General features: G+C 64.3%; 16 protein-coding genes. 11 read left to right on the top strand and 5 right to left on the bottom strand.

What is annotated here, in order from left to right; genetic code table 11:
* From ACW8PS_RS08595 to ACW8PS_RS08585, 3 genes are all read left to right on the top strand, one after another.
* A partial coding sequence (locus tag ACW8PS_RS08595) for an aminotransferase class I/II-fold pyridoxal phosphate-dependent enzyme (RefSeq protein WP_491526952.1) occupies positions 1 to 396 on the top strand: 396 nt, incomplete at its 5' end.
* Positions 393 to 1,298, top strand: a complete 906-nt coding sequence (gene cbiB / locus ACW8PS_RS08590) for an adenosylcobinamide-phosphate synthase CbiB (protein ID WP_491526951.1) — start codon at positions 393 to 395, stop codon at positions 1,296 to 1,298. The genes ACW8PS_RS08595 and cbiB, both read left to right, overlap by 4 nt.
* Positions 1,299 to 1,345: 47 nt before the next feature.
* Positions 1,346 to 2,518 carry a lytic murein transglycosylase gene (locus ACW8PS_RS08585; protein WP_491526950.1) on the top strand — a complete coding sequence of 391 codons (1,173 nt, stop codon included), beginning with the start codon at positions 1,346 to 1,348 and terminating at the stop codon, positions 2,516 to 2,518.
* 132 nt (positions 2,519 to 2,650) lie between these two features.
* On the opposite strand, the gene ACW8PS_RS08580 is transcribed toward ACW8PS_RS08585, so the two are convergent.
* From ACW8PS_RS08580 to ACW8PS_RS08570, 3 genes are all read right to left on the bottom strand, one after another.
* On the bottom strand, positions 2,651 to 3,028 hold the full coding sequence (locus ACW8PS_RS08580; RefSeq protein ID WP_491526949.1) for a hypothetical protein: 378 nt from the start codon (positions 3,026 to 3,028) through the stop codon (positions 2,651 to 2,653).
* A 112-nt stretch (positions 3,029 to 3,140) separates the two neighbouring features.
* Complete coding sequence (smc, locus tag ACW8PS_RS08575; protein ID WP_491526948.1) at positions 3,141 to 6,596, bottom strand: chromosome segregation protein SMC; 3,456 nt, start codon at positions 6,594 to 6,596, stop codon at positions 3,141 to 3,143.
* Positions 6,597 to 6,716: 120 nt separating this feature from the next.
* On the bottom strand, positions 6,717 to 7,004 hold the full coding sequence (locus ACW8PS_RS08570; protein WP_491526947.1) for a hypothetical protein: 288 nt from the start codon (positions 7,002 to 7,004) through the stop codon (positions 6,717 to 6,719).
* 305 nt (positions 7,005 to 7,309) lie between these two features.
* Between ACW8PS_RS08570 and rsfS the strand changes: the two genes are divergently transcribed.
* From rsfS to ACW8PS_RS08535, 7 genes are all read left to right on the top strand, one after another.
* On the top strand, positions 7,310 to 7,663 hold the full coding sequence (gene rsfS, locus ACW8PS_RS08565) for a ribosome silencing factor (protein ID WP_491526946.1): 354 nt from the start codon (positions 7,310 to 7,312) through the stop codon (positions 7,661 to 7,663).
* A gap of 9 nt (positions 7,664 to 7,672) precedes the next feature.
* Positions 7,673 to 8,143: a 23S rRNA (pseudouridine(1915)-N(3))-methyltransferase RlmH gene (rlmH, locus tag ACW8PS_RS08560; protein ID WP_491526945.1), complete on the top strand. Its 471-nt coding sequence runs from the start codon at positions 7,673 to 7,675 to the stop codon at positions 8,141 to 8,143.
* A gap of 157 nt (positions 8,144 to 8,300) precedes the next feature.
* Entirely contained in the window at positions 8,301 to 9,824 is a 1,524-nt protein-coding gene (gene gpmI, locus ACW8PS_RS08555; RefSeq protein WP_491526943.1) for a 2,3-bisphosphoglycerate-independent phosphoglycerate mutase, read from the top strand.
* Between the two features lie 8 nt (positions 9,825 to 9,832).
* Positions 9,833 to 10,969, top strand: a complete 1,137-nt coding sequence (locus tag ACW8PS_RS08550; RefSeq protein WP_491526942.1) for a murein hydrolase activator EnvC family protein — start codon at positions 9,833 to 9,835, stop codon at positions 10,967 to 10,969.
* 11 nt (positions 10,970 to 10,980) lie between these two features.
* The gene (locus tag ACW8PS_RS08545) at positions 10,981 to 12,300 is read left to right on the top strand and encodes a S41 family peptidase (RefSeq protein ID WP_491526941.1); all 1,320 of its coding nucleotides are present in this window, start codon (positions 10,981 to 10,983) and stop codon (positions 12,298 to 12,300) included.
* A gap of 1 nt (position 12,301) precedes the next feature.
* Positions 12,302 to 12,766, top strand: coding sequence for an RNA pyrophosphohydrolase (locus tag ACW8PS_RS08540; protein WP_491526940.1), 465 nt, complete (start codon positions 12,302 to 12,304; stop codon positions 12,764 to 12,766).
* A 72-nt stretch (positions 12,767 to 12,838) separates the two neighbouring features.
* Entirely contained in the window at positions 12,839 to 13,351 is a 513-nt protein-coding gene (locus ACW8PS_RS08535) for a hypothetical protein (RefSeq protein WP_491526939.1), read from the top strand.
* Positions 13,352 to 13,439: 88 nt separating this feature from the next.
* On the opposite strand, the gene ACW8PS_RS08530 is transcribed toward ACW8PS_RS08535, so the two are convergent.
* Together ACW8PS_RS08530 and ACW8PS_RS08525 are read right to left on the bottom strand one after the other, a co-directional pair.
* Positions 13,440 to 13,751, bottom strand: coding sequence for an HNH endonuclease (locus ACW8PS_RS08530; protein ID WP_491526938.1), 312 nt, complete (start codon positions 13,749 to 13,751; stop codon positions 13,440 to 13,442).
* 15 nt (positions 13,752 to 13,766) lie between these two features.
* A complete protein-coding gene (locus tag ACW8PS_RS08525) occupies positions 13,767 to 14,345 on the bottom strand; it encodes a hypothetical protein (RefSeq protein ID WP_491526937.1) in 579 nt (192 codons plus the stop codon).
* 44 nt (positions 14,346 to 14,389) lie between these two features.
* Here ACW8PS_RS08525 and ACW8PS_RS08520 point away from each other — a divergent pair.
* A partial coding sequence (locus ACW8PS_RS08520) for an error-prone DNA polymerase family protein (RefSeq protein ID WP_491526936.1) occupies positions 14,390 to 15,690 on the top strand: 1,301 nt, incomplete at its 3' end.

The following is a 15,690-nucleotide window of genomic DNA, read 5'->3' as shown; positions in this document are numbered from 1 at the left end:
TTCTGGGGGCTGGCCGGAATGCGGTTGGGCTTTGCCATTGCCGCGCCCGAGACGATTTCGCGGCTTTCCGCGATGATCGGGCCCTGGGCGGTGTCCGGCCCTGCCTTGGCAACCGGAGCGGCAGCCCTGCGCGATCCGGCCTGGGCCGAGATGACGCGCGCCCGGCTGGCGCAAGACGCGGCAAAGCTGGATCGGATCATGCTGGCGGCGGGGGCCAGGGGCGTCTGCGGCACCGATCTGTTTCGGCTCTATGACATGGACAGCGCCGCCCTCTGGCAAGACCGGCTGGCCCGCGCCCATATCTGGAGCCGCGTTTTCCCTTATTCAGAGACGAATCTGCGGCTTGGCCTGCCCGGCCCCGATGGCTGGGACCGCGTGATGGCGGCGCTGTCATGACGCCCGCAATGCTGCTGGCGGCGCTGCTGCTGGATGCCGCAATGGGCGAGCCGAAATGGCTCTGGTCCCGGGTGCCGCATCCGGCGGTTCTGATGGGGCGCATCATTGGCTGGTGCGACGCGCGGATCAATGACGCGACGCGGGCGCGCGGTGTGCTGGTGATGGCCGGGCTGGTGACGGGCGCGGGGCTGTTGGGGCTTGGGGTTGCGGCGCTGCCTCTGGGCTGGCTCTGGTCGGTGCTGATTGGCGCGATATTGCTGGCGCAGCGGTCGCTGGTGACCCATCTGGGTGCCGTGGCCGACGGGCTGCGCTATGGAACCGGCGAAGGGCGCCGCGCGGTGGCGATGATTGTCGGGCGGGATACAGCCGGGCTGGATGGTCCGGGCGTGGCACGGGCGGCGATTGAAAGTGCCGCAGAAAATTTCAGCGATGGGGTCATTGCGCCGGCATTCTGGTTTCTGATCGCAGGCCTGCCCGGCATCCTGATCTACAAGCTGGTGAACACGGCCGACAGCATGATCGGCTACCGCACCCCGCGCCACGAGGCTTTTGGATGGGCGGCGGCAAAGCTGGATGATGTGCTGAACTGGATACCCGCCCGGTTGACTGCGGGGCTGATCGCGCTGGCCTTCTGGTCGGGGCGCGCGCTGGATGTGACGCATCAGGATGCGCGCCTGCACCGATCCCCCAATGCCGGCTGGCCCGAAGCGGCAATGGCGGGCGTGCTGGACGTGGCTTTGGCCGGGCCGCGCAGCTATCATGGCGAAATGCGCGATTTTCCATGGGTGAACGCAGGCGGCACCCGCGATATCGGGGGGGCCGAGATCGAGGCGGCGATTGCCGTGCTGTGGCGGGTCTGGCTGGTGTTTGGCGCGGGCGTGCTGGTGCTTGTGCTGCTGTGAACGCCTGCTACTCTGATCCCGATTCAGAAAACCCGAGGATTTCCCCAATGCGATTGATCACTGCCGCCCTTGTCAGCCTTGCCCTGTCCACCGCCGCGCAGGCGCAAACCTGCGGCGGAAGTTTTTCGGCATTCGTGGACGGGTTGCGGCAGGAAGCGGCGCAGCGCGGCCATTCACAGCAATCCATCAATGCGTTTTTTGACGGTGTGCAACAGGACCAGGCCACTTTGCGCGCCGATCGGGCGCAGGGCATTTTTACCCGGCCTTTCGTCGATTTCTCGCGCCGGTTGATCAGCCAGAACCGGATCGATGCCGGGCGCAGGAACGCCGAACGCTATCGCCCGATCTTTGACCGGGTGGAGCGGGAATATGGTGTGTCGCGCGGAATATTGCTGGCTTTCTGGGCGTTCGAGACTGATTTCGGCGCATTCCAGGGCGATTACAACACGGTAAATTCGCTGGTGACGCTGGCGCATGACTGCCGCCGCCCGCAGCTGTTCCGCCCGCAGGTCTTTGCGGCGCTGAGGCTGTTTGAAAACGGCGATCTGAACCCGCGCAGCACCACCGGGGCCTGGGCCGGAGAGATCGGTATGGTGCAGATGCTGCCCGAGGATATTCTGGAACGCGGCGTTGACGGCGACGGCGACGGCCGCGTCGATTTGCAAAACTCGGCCGCTGATGCGCTGCTGTCGGGTGCCAACCTGCTGCGGGAACTGGGGTGGAGTGCAAATCAGCCCTGGCTGGTGGAGGTGACCATGCCCGCGGATTTCAACTGGGCCGAGACCGGGTTGGAGACGACGCGGCGGGTATCGGAATGGCAGCGCATGGGCGTGCGAGGGCGGAACGGCGCACTGCCGAGCCCCGGGTTGCGGGGCTCGGTCGTGTTGCCGCAGGGGCGCAATGGGCCGGCGTTCATGGCCTATCCGAATTATTCGGTGCTGTTCGAGTGGAACAAAAGTTTCGTTTATGTGACCACGGCGGCCTATTTCGCCACAAGGCTTGAGGGGGCACAGGTCTATAACGCGGGCAATCCCGATACCGGTCTGGACGGAGATCAGATGCGCGCCTTACAGCAACGTCTGGTGCAGCTTGGCCATGATGTGGGCGGGGTCGATGGTATCCTGGGTGCCCGCACCCGGGCGGCGGTGCAGGCCGAACAGGAGAGGTTGGGGATGCCTGCGGATGCCTGGCCGACGCCGGAATTGTTGCGCAGGTTGTAGGGGACTGTCGGCGCGCTATCGCGCGCCGACCGGTTGGGGGGCCAGCCCCGCAAACCCCCCGAGGTATTTCCCACCAAGATGAAAGGGAGCTGACAGTTTAATTCAAATTGTGCTTCTTCTTTGTCCAAATACTCAATTTTCAACGGCGGTGCCGGGTGTTTCGGTGCGAATGGGGAACCGGTTGCCATCTGCAGTAGCCATGATCAGACGGGACGCGTTGAGGACAAAAAGATCACAGCGCGAAAACCCGTTCTCGAAATCAATGCAGACGGTGCTGTCTGCGAAAATCTTGTATTGGCCGCGCGCGGTGCCGCCATTGCTGCCGTAAGTATAGCTATAGCGTTCATCGCTGAAATAACGGGCCTCTCCATCATCGAAAAAGATGATCGTGTTGCCGACAAGACGGGTGGCAAGCCCGGTCCCGGAAAACAACACATCGCCATCGCGCAGGAACCATTCCTGTGCCGATGCGGGCGTGGCCAGGAAGATCAGAAGAAGAGCCAGTCGCATGCGTTTTCCTTTGCAGTGACTGGGAAAGCCTAGCGCGGATCCCGCCCGGGCAGCAGACACGATTTCGCGACCTCGGACCGGCCTGATACCCTGCGCGCCGCCGCGGCACCGGTCAGGCCACCATCGCCGCAGCCTTTTTCAGATCAACCGAGACCAGCTGCGACACACCCTGTTCGGCCATGGTGACACCGAACAGGCGGTCCATCCGGCTCATCGTGACGGCGTGGTGGGTGATGATGAGGAAGCGGGTTTCGGTCTGGCGGGTCATCTCATCGAGCAGGTCACAGAAACGGGTGACATTGGCGTCATCCAACGGCGCGTCAACCTCATCGAGCACGCAGATCGGGGCCGGATTGGCGAGGAACACCGCGAAGATCAGGGCCAGCGCGGTCAGCGACTGTTCACCACCTGACAGAAGGGACAGTGTCGAGAGCTTCTTGCCCGGCGGTTGGCACATGATTTCCAGCCCCGCCTCCAGCGGATCGTCGCTTTGGACCAGCACCAGCCGGGCCTCGCCGCCGCCAAAGAGATGCGCGAACAGCATGCCGAAATTGCGATTCACCTCGTCAAAGGCGGCCAGCAGGCGTTCGCGGCCCTCGCGGTTCAGGCTGGCGATGCCGCCGCGCAGTTTGCGGATGGCTTCCTCAAGATCCTCTTTCTCGGATTTCAGCATGTCGTGTTCTTCGCGCAGCTCGTTTGCATCTTCTTCAGCGCGCAGATTGACCGCCCCGAGCGCATCGCGCTGACGGCGCAGGCGCAGGACATCGGCCTCGATTCTTTCGGCCGACGGCATTTTGGCGGGGTCGCCGTCGAGCCTATCCAGCAGCGCGGCCGGCGTTGTTTCCAGCTCCTCCTCGATGCGGTCTTTGGCACCTTGCAACACCTCGGCGGCCCCATCGCGCCGGGCCTCGGCGCGAGCGCGAAATTCGCGGGCAAGCGAGGCCTGTTTTTCGGCGTCACGTTCAGCAAGCAGGGCCTCGCGCAGGGCGGTTTCGCCCCTGGCCAATGTGTCGGCGGCGGTTTTTCGGCGCGCCTCGGCGGCGTCGATCGCGCCCTGCAATCTGGTTTTGCGGGCGGCAATCTCGGATGGGACGGAGCTTGCCCGCTCCAGTTCGGCTGCGGTTTCGGCCTTCTGGGTTTCAAGTTCACTGATACGGGTGTCGGCACTGTCGAGGCGTTTCTTCCAGGTCACCAGTTCCGCCGCGATCTGGGCAATGCGTTTGATGCGGGCCTCGCCCTCGCGTTTTCGCTGCTCATGGGCGGCGCGCGCGGCGATCAGCGCCGTGCGGGCGGCCTCAACCCTGATCCTCAAGGCCTCGACACGGGCGCGGGCGTCATCGAGATCGTCAAGCTCCGCCTTGGCGCGGGTCGCATCGGCAAGGTTTATGCGGGCGGTCTCGGCCTCATCGCCATGGCGGGCGGCAGCGGCGCGCAGGGTTTCCAGACGACCGGCCAGAATGTTGCGATCGGCCTCGGCCCGCGAGAAGGCGCGGCTGGCTTCGGCCATCTGCTGATCGGCGGCGCGGCGGGCGGCGCGGGCGACCTTGTCGGCCTCGGTCAGATCGGCCAGACGGGCGGCATTGGCCTCATGCGTGATGCGGGCGCGTTCGGCGGCGCGTTCGATGCGTTCCAGTTCGGCCGACAATTCGTTAAGCTGATTGGCCTGCTGCAACCGGCGCGCGGCGGTCGAGGAACCGTCGGAAGCGGCCAGCGCGTAGCCATCCCACCGAAACAGATCACCGGCGCGATTGACCAGGCGCTGACCGGGCAGCAGCGCCGGTTGCAGCCCCGGGCCATCGCCGTTTTGAATCACCCCGACCTGGCGCAACCGGCGGGCCAGGGCGGGCGGGGCATCGACATAATCCGACAGGGCCGGGATGCCTGCGGGCAGCGCGGCGGGGGTGTCGTATTGCGCCAATGTGGTCCAGCCGGTGGCACCCGGCAGATCCGCTTCGGGTGCCTTCAGATCATCGGCCAGCGCCGCGCCGAGAGCGGCCTCGAAGCCCGGGGCCACGCGCACCCGGTCGAGCAACTGGTTGCCTTGCCCAGCCTCGCGTTCCAGCAATTTTGTCAGCGCGCGAACCTCGGCATCGAGCGTGTTGAATTCACCTTCGGCCTCGGCGCGGGCGGTGCGGGCCTCGCCTTCCTGCGCCTGCGCCTGGGCGCGGGCGGATTCGGTCTCGGTCAGCGTTTCTTCGGCGCGGGCGGCAAGGTCAGTGGCGCTTTGCAGCGCGATTTCGGCGGTCGCGTGATCCTCGGCCAATGTGGAAAGTCGGGCTTCGGCAGCCTCGGCTTCGGCCAGAGCCTTGTCGGCCTCGCTGCGATGGCGTTCGGCGGCACGGGCCAGATCATCGACCGCGCGCCCGGCCGATTGATGGCGCGCGGCCAGACGGGCGGCGTCTTCGGTCAGGCGGGCATGGGCGGATTCTGCTTCGGTCAGTTCGATGCTGGCACCCGACACCGCCTCGGCTGCCGCGATCAGCGCGGCGTCATGGCCTTCGCTGGCGGTTTCAAGCATTGCGGCCTCGGCCTCCAGCGTGGTGATGGTGCCGCCTGCATCGGCGTTCAGCCCGGCCTCGCGCGTCAGGTCCCGGGTCAGTTGCGCGATGCGGGCGGTCAGGGTTTCGATGGCCTTGCGGGCGCGGGCCTCCTCGGCGCTGACACTGTCGCGTTCAACGGTGACCCGTTGCAGCAGCGCCGCCGCGATGGTTTCCTCCTCGCGCAGTGGCGGCATGGCGGTTTCGGCATCTTCACGGATCCTGGCGGCACTGCGGGCCTCTGTTTCGGCCCGGGCGGCGGCGGTCAGGGCCTCGCGCAGGGCGGCCTCGGCCTCGACCCGCGCTTCATCGGCCTCTTTCCAGCGCCGATAGAGCAACAGCCCCTCGGCCTGGCGCAATTCGCCGCCGATCTCACGATAGCGGGCGGCCTGTCTGGCCTGCCGGGCCAATTGCGCCAACTGGCCGGCAAGCTGGTCCAGCACATCGTCGATCCGGGCCAGGTTGGTTTCGGCACCGTTCAGCTTCAGTTCGGCCTCGTGGCGGCGCTGATACAGGCCCGAGATCCCGGCGGCCTCCTCCAGAATACGGCGCCGGGTCTTGGGTTTGGAGTTGATCAGTTCCGAGATCTGCCCCTGCCGGACCAGCGCGGGCGAATGCGCGCCGGTAGAGGCATCGGCAAACAGCATCTGGACATCGCGCGCGCGCACGTCGCGGCCATTGGTCTTGAAGGCGGATCCGGCGTCGCGGGTGATGCGGCGGATCACATCGAGCGTGTCGGAGTCGTTGAAACTGCTGGGTGCCAGCCGCTCGGAATTGTCGATGGACAGGGCGACTTCTGCGAAATTGCGGGCCGGGCGCGAGGCGGCTCCGGCGAAAATCACGTCGTCCATTCCGGTGCCGCGCATTGCGGTGGGGCGGTTTTCACCCATCACCCATCTGAGCGCTTCCAGCAGGTTCGACTTGCCACAGCCATTGGGCCCGACAATCCCCGTCAGACCATCGGCGATGATCAGATCGGTGGGATCGACAAAGCTTTTGAAGCCATTCAGCCTGAGACGTGAGAACCGCACGCGCTGCCCTGTTATTGTTGATTCCGTTACCCGTGATGTTTGGGGAGCGGCGGCGCGGAGTCAACGGGTCTGCCCTGCATATGGCGGTAAACTGCCGGGTTATCCACAATATATGGACGCTCAGCAGGCCAGATCGGCCCGCATCACCGATTGATCGCCGCGCAGGCTGTCCTCGATCACCTGGCATCCGCTGGCCTGTTCCATTGCCGCGCGGGCGCGTGGATAGACCTCTCCTATTGTCGGGAAGGCCATCATGTTGGTGCGGATCGCCTCGGCCCGGTTCCCCCGGACCCGGACCGAAAACGTGGTGCTGTCGATGGTCACCTGAATCGCCTCAGCCCCCATCATGGCGGGGGCGGGGCTGTCGCAGGCGGCAAGGAGAACGGGCAGGACGAGGAGGTATTTCATCCCGCGAGACTGGCGCGGGGATGGTTAACATCCGGTTAAGCCGATGGGATGCGCCAAGCTGCCCGCTCCCTGTGCCCCCGCCGGTGCCCGCATTGCAATATCGAAGCCGTCGGAGCCCGCAGGTGCATCCCGACAGCCACAGTGCCCGCCCTGATGCACCGGTGCAGTTGCAGCATCGCTGGGCCGGTGTTATTTTATGGGGACTTAGCGCCGCCTGAATGGTTTGCGGTGCGATTCTAAAGGAGGACGATGTCCTGACTGGACCAGTTCAAGCAGCCATTGCAACGGCTGCACCCGGCGCTGACATGATGCGCCAGACCCAGACCCTGACCAGCGAAACGCTGCTGGAACAGGTGATAGACTCCCTTACCGATGACAAGGCGGAAGAGATCGTGCAGATCGACCTGCGCGGCAAGACGGAAATGGCCGATTACATGGTCATTGCCTCGGGCCGCTCAACACGTCAGGTCTCGGCCATGTCGGAGAAGCTCGTGGACCGGCTGAAGCAGGTTTTCGGGCTGATTTGCCGTGTCGAAGGCAAGGAAACCGGCGATTGGGTGCTGATTGATGGTGGCGATGTGATCGTGCATATCTTTCGCCCCGAAGTGCGGGAGTTTTATCAGCTGGAAAAGTTGTGGCTGCCCGCGGGACAGGCCTGAGGGCAAGTCATGCGGGTCCATCTTTGCGTTGTGGGCCGCCTCAGGGCCGGCCCCGAGCACGATCTTGTCTCGGATTATCTGACACGGTTTGACCGCAGCGGGCGGGCGCTTGGCCTTGGCCCGGCGCGCGTGGTCGAGGTTGAGGACAAGAAAGGCGGCGGCAAGCGGGCTGAGGCGGCGCTGTTGCGCAAGGCGCTGCCCGAGGCGGCCGTGATCTGTGCGCTGGATGAACGTGGGCGGGCGATGGATTCCCCCGCTTTCGCGCAGGTTCTGGCCGCCAAGCGCGATCAGGGGCGGGGTGATCTGGCCTTCATCATCGGCGGCGCGGATGGCATCGACGCAGGCCTGGTGGCCGAGGCTGATCTGGTGCTGTCCTTTGGCGCGATGGTCTGGCCACATATGCTGGCGCGGGTGATGCTGGCCGAACAGCTGTATCGGGCAGCGTCAATTCTGGCGCGCAGCCCCTATCATCGGGCGTGACGGTAAAAGGGCCTTGCAAGGCCCTTTTGACGCGATTTCAAAATCGCGTGCCAAGCTGCTTCGAAGCAGCTTTCCGCCGCCGATATCGACCACCTGTCTTGCCTCGCGCTGCGCCGCCGCCTAGAACGCCCCTGACCGATTGCTAAAGGCCGCCGCAATGATTGCACCCAAACCCGTCGTTCTGTGTATCCTCGATGGGTGGGGGCTGGCCGAGGCTGGGCCGGGCAATGCGCCTTTCCTGGCAAACACCCCGAATTTTGACCGGCTGATCGCCACCTGCCCCAATGCGACGCTGGTGACACACGGGCCCGATGTCGGGCTGCCGACCGGACAGATGGGAAATTCCGAAGTTGGCCACACCAATATCGGTGCGGGCCGGGTGGTGGCGATGGATCTGGGGCAGATTGATCTGGCGATCGAGGATGGCAGTTTCAGGGCCCGCCCGGCATTGCAGGAATTTATCGCCAAGATGCAGGCCAGCGGCGGCGTGGCGCATCTGTCGGGGCTTGTCTCGGCCGGGGGTGTTCACAGCCACGAGCGCCATATCGTTGCGGCGGCCCGGATTCTGACGGCGGCGGGCATTGCGGTGCAGATCCACGCCATCACGGATGGGCGCGATGTGGCACCGCGTTCTGCGTTGGACACTCTGCCTGCCTTTGACGCGATGCTGCCTGAGGCTGCGCGGATCGGCTCGGTCATCGGGCGTTACTATGCGATGGACCGCGACACCCGTTGGGACCGGGTCCAGCAGGCCGCCGATCTGATCCTGACCGGGGCGGGACAGGCCGCGACGGCAAGAGGTGTCGAGGAGGCGCTGCGCAACGCCTATGCGCGTGGTGAGAGCGATGAATTTGTCAAGGCCACGCCACTGCTGGGATATGCCGCTCCGAAAGATGGCGACGGGCTGTTGTTCCTCAATTTCCGCGCCGACCGCGCGCGGGAGATTCTGGCCGCGCTGGCGGACCCGAATTTCACCCAGTTTGATGTCGGGGCCCGCCCCGGTTGGGCGGCGGTCTGCGGCATGGTGGGCTATTCCGACCGCCACGACACCTATTTGGATGTGATCTTTCCCAAGCAGGAAATCGTCAACACGCTGGCGGAATGGGTGTCTTCCAAAGGGCTGACGCAGTTCCATCTGGCTGAAACCGAGAAATACCCGCATGTGACCTTTTTCTTCAATGGCGGCAGGGAGGACCCGGTGCCGGGCGAAGACCGCTACATGCCGAAATCACCCGATGTTGCGACCTATGACATGCAGCCCGAGATGTCCGCCCCTGCGGTAACTGCGAGCCTCAAGGAGGCCATTGGCAAGGGCTATGACCTGATCGTGGTCAATTACGCCAATCCCGACATGGTGGGCCATACCGGCGATATTCCTGCCGCGATCAAGGCGTGTGAGACGGTCGATGATGGCCTCGGGCAGGTCATGGCGGCGCTGGAGGCTGTGGGCGGTGCGATGATCGTGACCGCCGATCACGGCAATTGCGACATGATGATTGATCCGGTAACCGGCGGGCCGCATACCGCCCACACGCTGAACCCGGTGCCGGTGATCCTGTTTGGCGGGCCCGAGGGCGCAAAGCTGCGGGATGGGCGGCTGGCCGATCTGGCCCCGACGCTGTTGCACCTTATGGGCCTGCCGCAACCGCCTGAAATGACCGGCGAGAGCCTGCTGCGATGACGCGACGGATGCTCTTTGCGGTCCTTGCCCTGATGCTGGGGTTCCTTTCGGCCGGTCCGGCGCTGACCCAGGCCGATCCGGCGCTGACGGCGCAGCGGGCGGCGGCGATGCTGGAACGCGCCGCACTTGGCATGGCCGAGGCTGATAACGCCCGCGACCGGGTCGATGCGCTGTCGCAAACCATCCGCGCCTATGAGGAAGGGCTGACCGCGCTGCGTGAAGGAATGCGCCGCGCGGCTGTCCGGGAACAGTCGATCGAGATCGTGTTCGAGGTCGAGCAGGAGCGGTTGGGCCGCCTGCTGGGGGTGCTGCAAACCATGCAGCGCGCGCCCGCGCCCTTGCTGCTGATCCACCCTTCCGGGCCAATGGGCACGGCGCGGTCGGGCATGATCTTGTCCGATGTCACGCCTGCGGTTGCCGCCGAGGCCACTGCGCTGCGCGACCAGTTGAACGAACTTGCGTTTCTGCGAACCCTGCAAAGCGAGGCCGAGGCCCAACTGGCCGAAGGGCTTTCAGGCGTGCAGCGGGCGCGCGTCGCGCTGAGCCAATCGATGGCCGAACGCCGCGTTTTGCCGCCGCGTTTTGCCCAGGATGCCGAGGCATTGCAGGATCTTTTGAGCAATGCCGAGACGCTGGACAGTTTCGCCATTGCCATGCGCGCGGTCGATCTGGTCGGGCCCCCCTTGCCCGAAACGCCCGATTTCTCGCAGGCCATGGGAAATCTGCCCTTTCCGGTGCGGGGCCGTATCCTGCGCGGCTTTGGGGCGGCTGATGCCGCCGGCATTGCCCGGCCCGGTCTGATCCTGGCCACTGAACCCCGCGCCCTGGTCACCGCGCCCTGGCCTGCCACGGTGCGCTATGCCGGGCCGCTGCTGGATTACGGCAATGTGACTATTCTTGAGCCGCAGGATGACTACATGTTAATTCTGGCCGGTATGGGAGAGCTATACGTGCGCGGCGGCGATCTCTTGTCAGAGGGGGCACCGGTCGGGCTTATGGGCGGCGAGGCACCAAACCGCGAAGAATTGATCACACAATATGTGCAAGCCGCTGGCGGAGACCTGTCAGAAACGCTTTATATGGAACTAAGAGTGGCCACAGAGCCCGTGGACCCGACCCCGTGGTTCATATCCGCAGATCAGTGAGGATGAAGAATATGAAGAAATTTATCATGGCGGCCCTGGGCGGCACCGCAATCGGGATTTTGCTGACAACGCAGGTCGCGGGCCCGCTTATTGCGCAGGAGAACGCGCGCAACTCCTCGGTCTACGAACAGTTGGACCTGTTTGGCGATGTGTTTGAACGCATCCGCACCTATTACGTCGAAGATGTCGATGAGGCCGCGCTGATCGAAGCCGCGATCAACGGCATGCTGACCTCGCTGGATCCGCATTCCTCTTATCTGCCGCCACGCGATTATGAGGGCATGCAGGTGCAGACGCGCGGCGAATTTGGCGGGCTTGGCATCGAGGTCACGCAGGAAGAAGGATTTGTCCGGGTCATCACACCGATGGATGACACCCCGGCGGCCGAAGCGGGCGTCGAGGCGGGCGATTTCATCACCCAGGTCGATGGCGTGTCGCTGCTGGGCCTGACCTTGAGCGATGCCGTAGAGATGATGCGCGGCGAGATCGGATCCGAGATCGTGATCACGGTGGTGCGCGAAGGCGTCGATGAGCCCTTTGACATCACCATCGTGCGCGACGTGATCCGGCTGACCGCGGTGCGCTTCCGGCTGGAAGGCAGCACCGCCGTGTTGCGCGTCGCCAGCTTTAGCGAACAGACCTATGCCAATCTGCGCGACGGCCTGGCGGAAATGATCGACGAGGTCGGCGGCATCGAAAACCTCGATGGTGTGGTTCTGGATCTGCGCAACAATCCCGGCGGGTTGCTGACCCAGGCCATCCGGGTCTCGGATGCGTTTCTGGAACAGGGTGAAATCGTTTCGACCCGGGGCCGCGACCCGGCCGATGGCGAGCGCTATAACGCAACTCCGGGTGATCTGATTGATGGCCTGCCGATGGTGGTGCTGATCAATGGCGGGTCGGCCTCGGCCTCCGAGATCGTGGCCGGGGCGTTGCAGGATCATCGCCGGGCGGTGATCGTGGGCACCAACAGCTTTGGCAAAGGCTCGGTCCAGTCGGTGATGCCGGTGCAGGGCGATGGCGCGATGCGGCTGACGACATCGCTGTATTACACGCCATCGGGCCGGTCCATTCAGGCGCTTGGCGTGGCCCCCGATATTCTGGTCGAACAGCGTGAAGTTGGCGAGATCGAGGGCAATGGCCGCCCGCTGCGCACCGAAGCATCCCTGCGCGGGGCGATCTCCAACTCGACCCTGACCGATGATGAACGCCTCCTGCTGGAGGAAGAACAGGCCGCCGCACAGGCCGCCGCCGAACTGCGCGCGCAGGATTATCAACTGGCCTATGCCATCGACATCCTGCACGGGCTGAACGCGCTGCGCCCGCGGTAAGATGGACGGGCTGCCCTATCGCGCTTGTGTCGGCGTGGTTCTGATCAACCACGCCGATCAGGTTTTCGCCGGTCAGCGCGCCGATATGACCACACCGGCCTGGCAGATGCCGCAAGGCGGGGTGGATAAGGGCGAAACGCCCGAGGCCGCCGCACTGCGCGAATTGCGGGAAGAAACCGGGGTTGCGCCGGGGGATGTGACGCTGATGGCGCAAACCGGCGATTGGCTGCGTTATGATTTTCCCGCCGAGATTGCCGACAAACGCTGGGGTGGAAAATATCGCGGTCAGAAACAGAAATGGTTTCTGATGCGCCTTGATGCGCCCGATACGGTGATCGACCTGACCTGCAAGGATGTGGAGTTTTCCGATTGGCGCTGGATGGGCGGCGATGATCTGCTGGCGGCGATCGTGGCGTTCAAACGCCCGATCTATCGCGCGGTATTGGCGGAATTCGGCCTGATCTGAGCCATGCCTCTGCCGGGATCCGGCGATTTGCGATAGGCTTGGATCATGACCCTGCCACCAGGAGGCCTGCGCATGCTGAAACCCCTTGCCCTGACCCTTGCCACCAGTTTGACCGCCACCCTGGCCACCGCGCCTGCCGCTGTCGCGCTGTCCTGCCTGGCATGGGACGCCGCCACGGTCTACAGGGCGGCCGCGGAGGCGTCCGAGCGTTATGTCATTGCGCGCGGCAGTTTTTTCCGCACCGGGCCGGATGTGGTGACCGAGGATCGGCAGGGGTCAGGCTATGACCTGCCCGATCCGTTCACCTATCGGGCGCAGTTCACCGGCGATCTCGCCTCTCGCGTCGGATTTCGCACCCCGGCCAATCTGGAGGTTCAAATTCAGGTCACCTGTATCGCAACCTGGTGTGGTTGGGCGCTGACCGATGGCGAACCGATGCTGGTCTTTCTGCAGGTCGATGAGAACCGCGACTATTCGCTTGAAATCGGCCCCTGCCCGTATTGGGCCATCTCCAACCCGTCGCAGGAGGATCTGGATCGGATCGTGGACTGCATCAATGGCGGCCCCTGCGAGCCGGAATACTGATACCGCCCGGATCGGGACTATCGGGACTCCCGTCTGGAACAAAAGGTGAATATAATGGGGTATGGGATTCGCCATCACCAAAGACACCTTAACCTTTGAAGCTCTCACGGTGATGCGCAAGATATGCCGGATGCGGGTGCAGATGGGGGAATTGGGGGACAATAAGCCGCCTGTCCGGAACAATCAGACGTTTCGCTTCGTCAGGCACGCGATCTTCCGCAACCAGGATCGTGTGGTCCTGGTCAACCGTTACCAACCCACGGTCAAACATCCAGTGCGCGGTTCCGCAAAGCGCAAGCCCGTTGCGAACCGTGTCGGGGCCACCTTTCGAGACCGGTTTGATATGCGCCGCCTGCACCTCGGGCCTGCCGCCACCGTTCAGAATACGCAGCCCCGTCAAGGCACAGCGCTGCATCTAGGCAGACTTGACCTGCCGCGCAAATGCAGCGTCCCGGAAAGGTTTGCGGGTCAGGCGCTCGATGATTGGCCGCTCAAAGGGAACGGACGGCTCATGAAAACCCGGCGCGGGGGCGTCTGCCGCCCAGTCATCCGGGCCAAGGTCATCCCTGACGCCGACGAACCCCACCGCCAAAATGGCGTTGAACTCACGGTCCGGCAGGATCCGCACCGACCGCCCGAACGCACCCTTGCTGGTTTTGCCGTCAGGGCGTTGCAGGATACTTTCGTAGTAATCGTTGTCGGCGCGAAACGGGACCGGATTGAGAAGCGCAAGGTAATCCTCCATCAGGGCGTAGAAATGGCCCTCGCGCAAAGGATCCCTTTCGATTTTGCGAACGCGGGCTGTGGCGAAATAGGATTGGCGTCCGCCTGCCTTTTCGGACCCGGCTGCGATCCGGCGCGGCTCATAATAGATGATCCAATCCCCGACAGCCGCCTCCACTGCCCGCAGATAGGTCTGTGGAAAGTGATAGCGGGCTTCGGGCAAGTCGTCGTAGAGCGATCCGTCAGCATGGGTAAAAACAGCTTTCGCCATCGGCCAATGCTAGCAAGTGCCGCGTCATCCCACCAGGTATCGTGATGGGATTCGCCGAACTGTCCATCACCTCCAATTTCAGCTTCCTCACCGGCGGATCGCACCCTGAGGAATATGCAAGGCGGGCGGCGATGCTGGGGATCGAGGCCATCGCGATTGCCGATGAAAACTCGGTCGCGGGCATCGTGCGGGCCTGGTCGGAACTGAAGGAGATCAAGCGCCAGATCGCCGTGCGGCAGGCCGCAGACCCGATCGGGCCGCCCGCGCCCGCGCATCTGCCCAAGCCGCCAAGCGCGCCCATCACCTACCTGCCCCGCCTCTTGCCCGCCGCCCGGCTGGTGCTGGAGGAGGGGCTGGTGCTGACCGCCCTGCCGCGGCACCGGGCGGGATGGGGGAACTTGTGCCAAATGCTCTCTAAAGGGCGGCTCAGGGTCAAAAAAGGGTCGTGCAGCTTGCGTCTGCCCGATCTGATGGCGTTTGGCGACGGGCTTGAGCTGCTCCTGCACGGCCCGCAACAGGAACCGCCGATGCCGCGCGGCGCGGATGATTGGCTGCAACAGGCGCAGGTCGTGACGCGCCGCTTTGGCCCCGCCTGCCACCTGTTGATGGCCCCGCGATATGATGGCCATGATGCGCAGCATTTCGCCCGTCTGACCCGAGTGGCGGGGCAGCTTGGCATTGCCACAATCGCCTCGGCGGCCCCCCTGATGCACCATGGCAACCGGCGACGGCTGACCGATGTGCTGACCTGTATCCGGCTTGGCCTGCGGGTCGAGGATCTGGGTCGCCGCGCGCAGGCCAATGGCGAACAGCGCCTGCGCAGCGCAGCCGAAATGGCGCGGATCTTTGCCGGGTTTGAGGGCGCGGTGGCGCGCAGTTGCGACGTGGCCGCGCGCTGCCGGTTCGAGATCAGTTCGCTGCGCTATGAATATCCTTCGGAGGTTTCCGGGGGCGAAACGGCCTCCGGGCGGCTGACCCGGCTGGCGCAGGAGGGGCTGGACTGGCGCTATCCTTCGGGCGTGCCGGAGCGGGCGAAAAAGATGCTGGCGCATGAGCTGGCCCTGATCGAAAAACTGGGATACGCGCCCTATTTCCTTACCGTGCATGACATCGTCAAATTCGCCCGGTCGCGCGGCATTCTGTGTCAGGGGCGCGGATCGGCGGCCAATTCCATCACCTGCTACGCGCTTGGCGTGACCTCCGTTTCGCCCGAAATCGGCGCCATGGTGTTTGAACGCTTCGTGAGCGAGGCCCGCGACGAGCCGCCCGATATCGATGTTGATTTTGAACATGAGCGGCGCGAGGAGGTGATCCAGCATATCTATCAACGCTATGGCCGCCACCG

The organism is Alterinioella sp., assembly GCF_058343375.1.
The sequence above is the reverse complement of the archived record's forward strand: the minus strand, read 5'-3'. Positions and strand labels throughout refer to the sequence as shown.

Bases quoted from the DNA above. Each gene is read 5' to 3' on its own strand.
- cbiB (WP_491526951.1), top strand. From the start codon at position 393: ATGACGCCCGCAATGCTGCTGGCGGCGCTGCTGCTGGATGCCGCAATG.
- ACW8PS_RS08585 (WP_491526950.1), top strand. From the start codon at position 1,346: ATGCGATTGATCACTGCCGCCCTTGTCAGCCTTGCCCTGTCCACCGCC.
- ACW8PS_RS08580 (WP_491526949.1), bottom strand. From the start codon at position 3,028: ATGCGACTGGCTCTTCTTCTGATCTTCCTGGCCACGCCCGCATCGGCA.
- ACW8PS_RS08570 (WP_491526947.1), bottom strand. From the start codon at position 7,004: ATGAAATACCTCCTCGTCCTGCCCGTTCTCCTTGCCGCCTGCGACAGC.
- rsfS (WP_491526946.1), top strand. From the start codon at position 7,310: ATGATGCGCCAGACCCAGACCCTGACCAGCGAAACGCTGCTGGAACAG.
- rlmH (WP_491526945.1), top strand. From the start codon at position 7,673: ATGCGGGTCCATCTTTGCGTTGTGGGCCGCCTCAGGGCCGGCCCCGAG.
- gpmI (WP_491526943.1), top strand. From the start codon at position 8,301: ATGATTGCACCCAAACCCGTCGTTCTGTGTATCCTCGATGGGTGGGGG.
- ACW8PS_RS08550 (WP_491526942.1), top strand. From the start codon at position 9,833: ATGCTCTTTGCGGTCCTTGCCCTGATGCTGGGGTTCCTTTCGGCCGGT.
- ACW8PS_RS08545 (WP_491526941.1), top strand. From the start codon at position 10,981: ATGAAGAAATTTATCATGGCGGCCCTGGGCGGCACCGCAATCGGGATT.
- ACW8PS_RS08540 (WP_491526940.1), top strand. From the start codon at position 12,302: ATGGACGGGCTGCCCTATCGCGCTTGTGTCGGCGTGGTTCTGATCAAC.
- ACW8PS_RS08535 (WP_491526939.1), top strand. From the start codon at position 12,839: ATGCTGAAACCCCTTGCCCTGACCCTTGCCACCAGTTTGACCGCCACC.
- ACW8PS_RS08525 (WP_491526937.1), bottom strand. From the start codon at position 14,345: ATGGCGAAAGCTGTTTTTACCCATGCTGACGGATCGCTCTACGACGAC.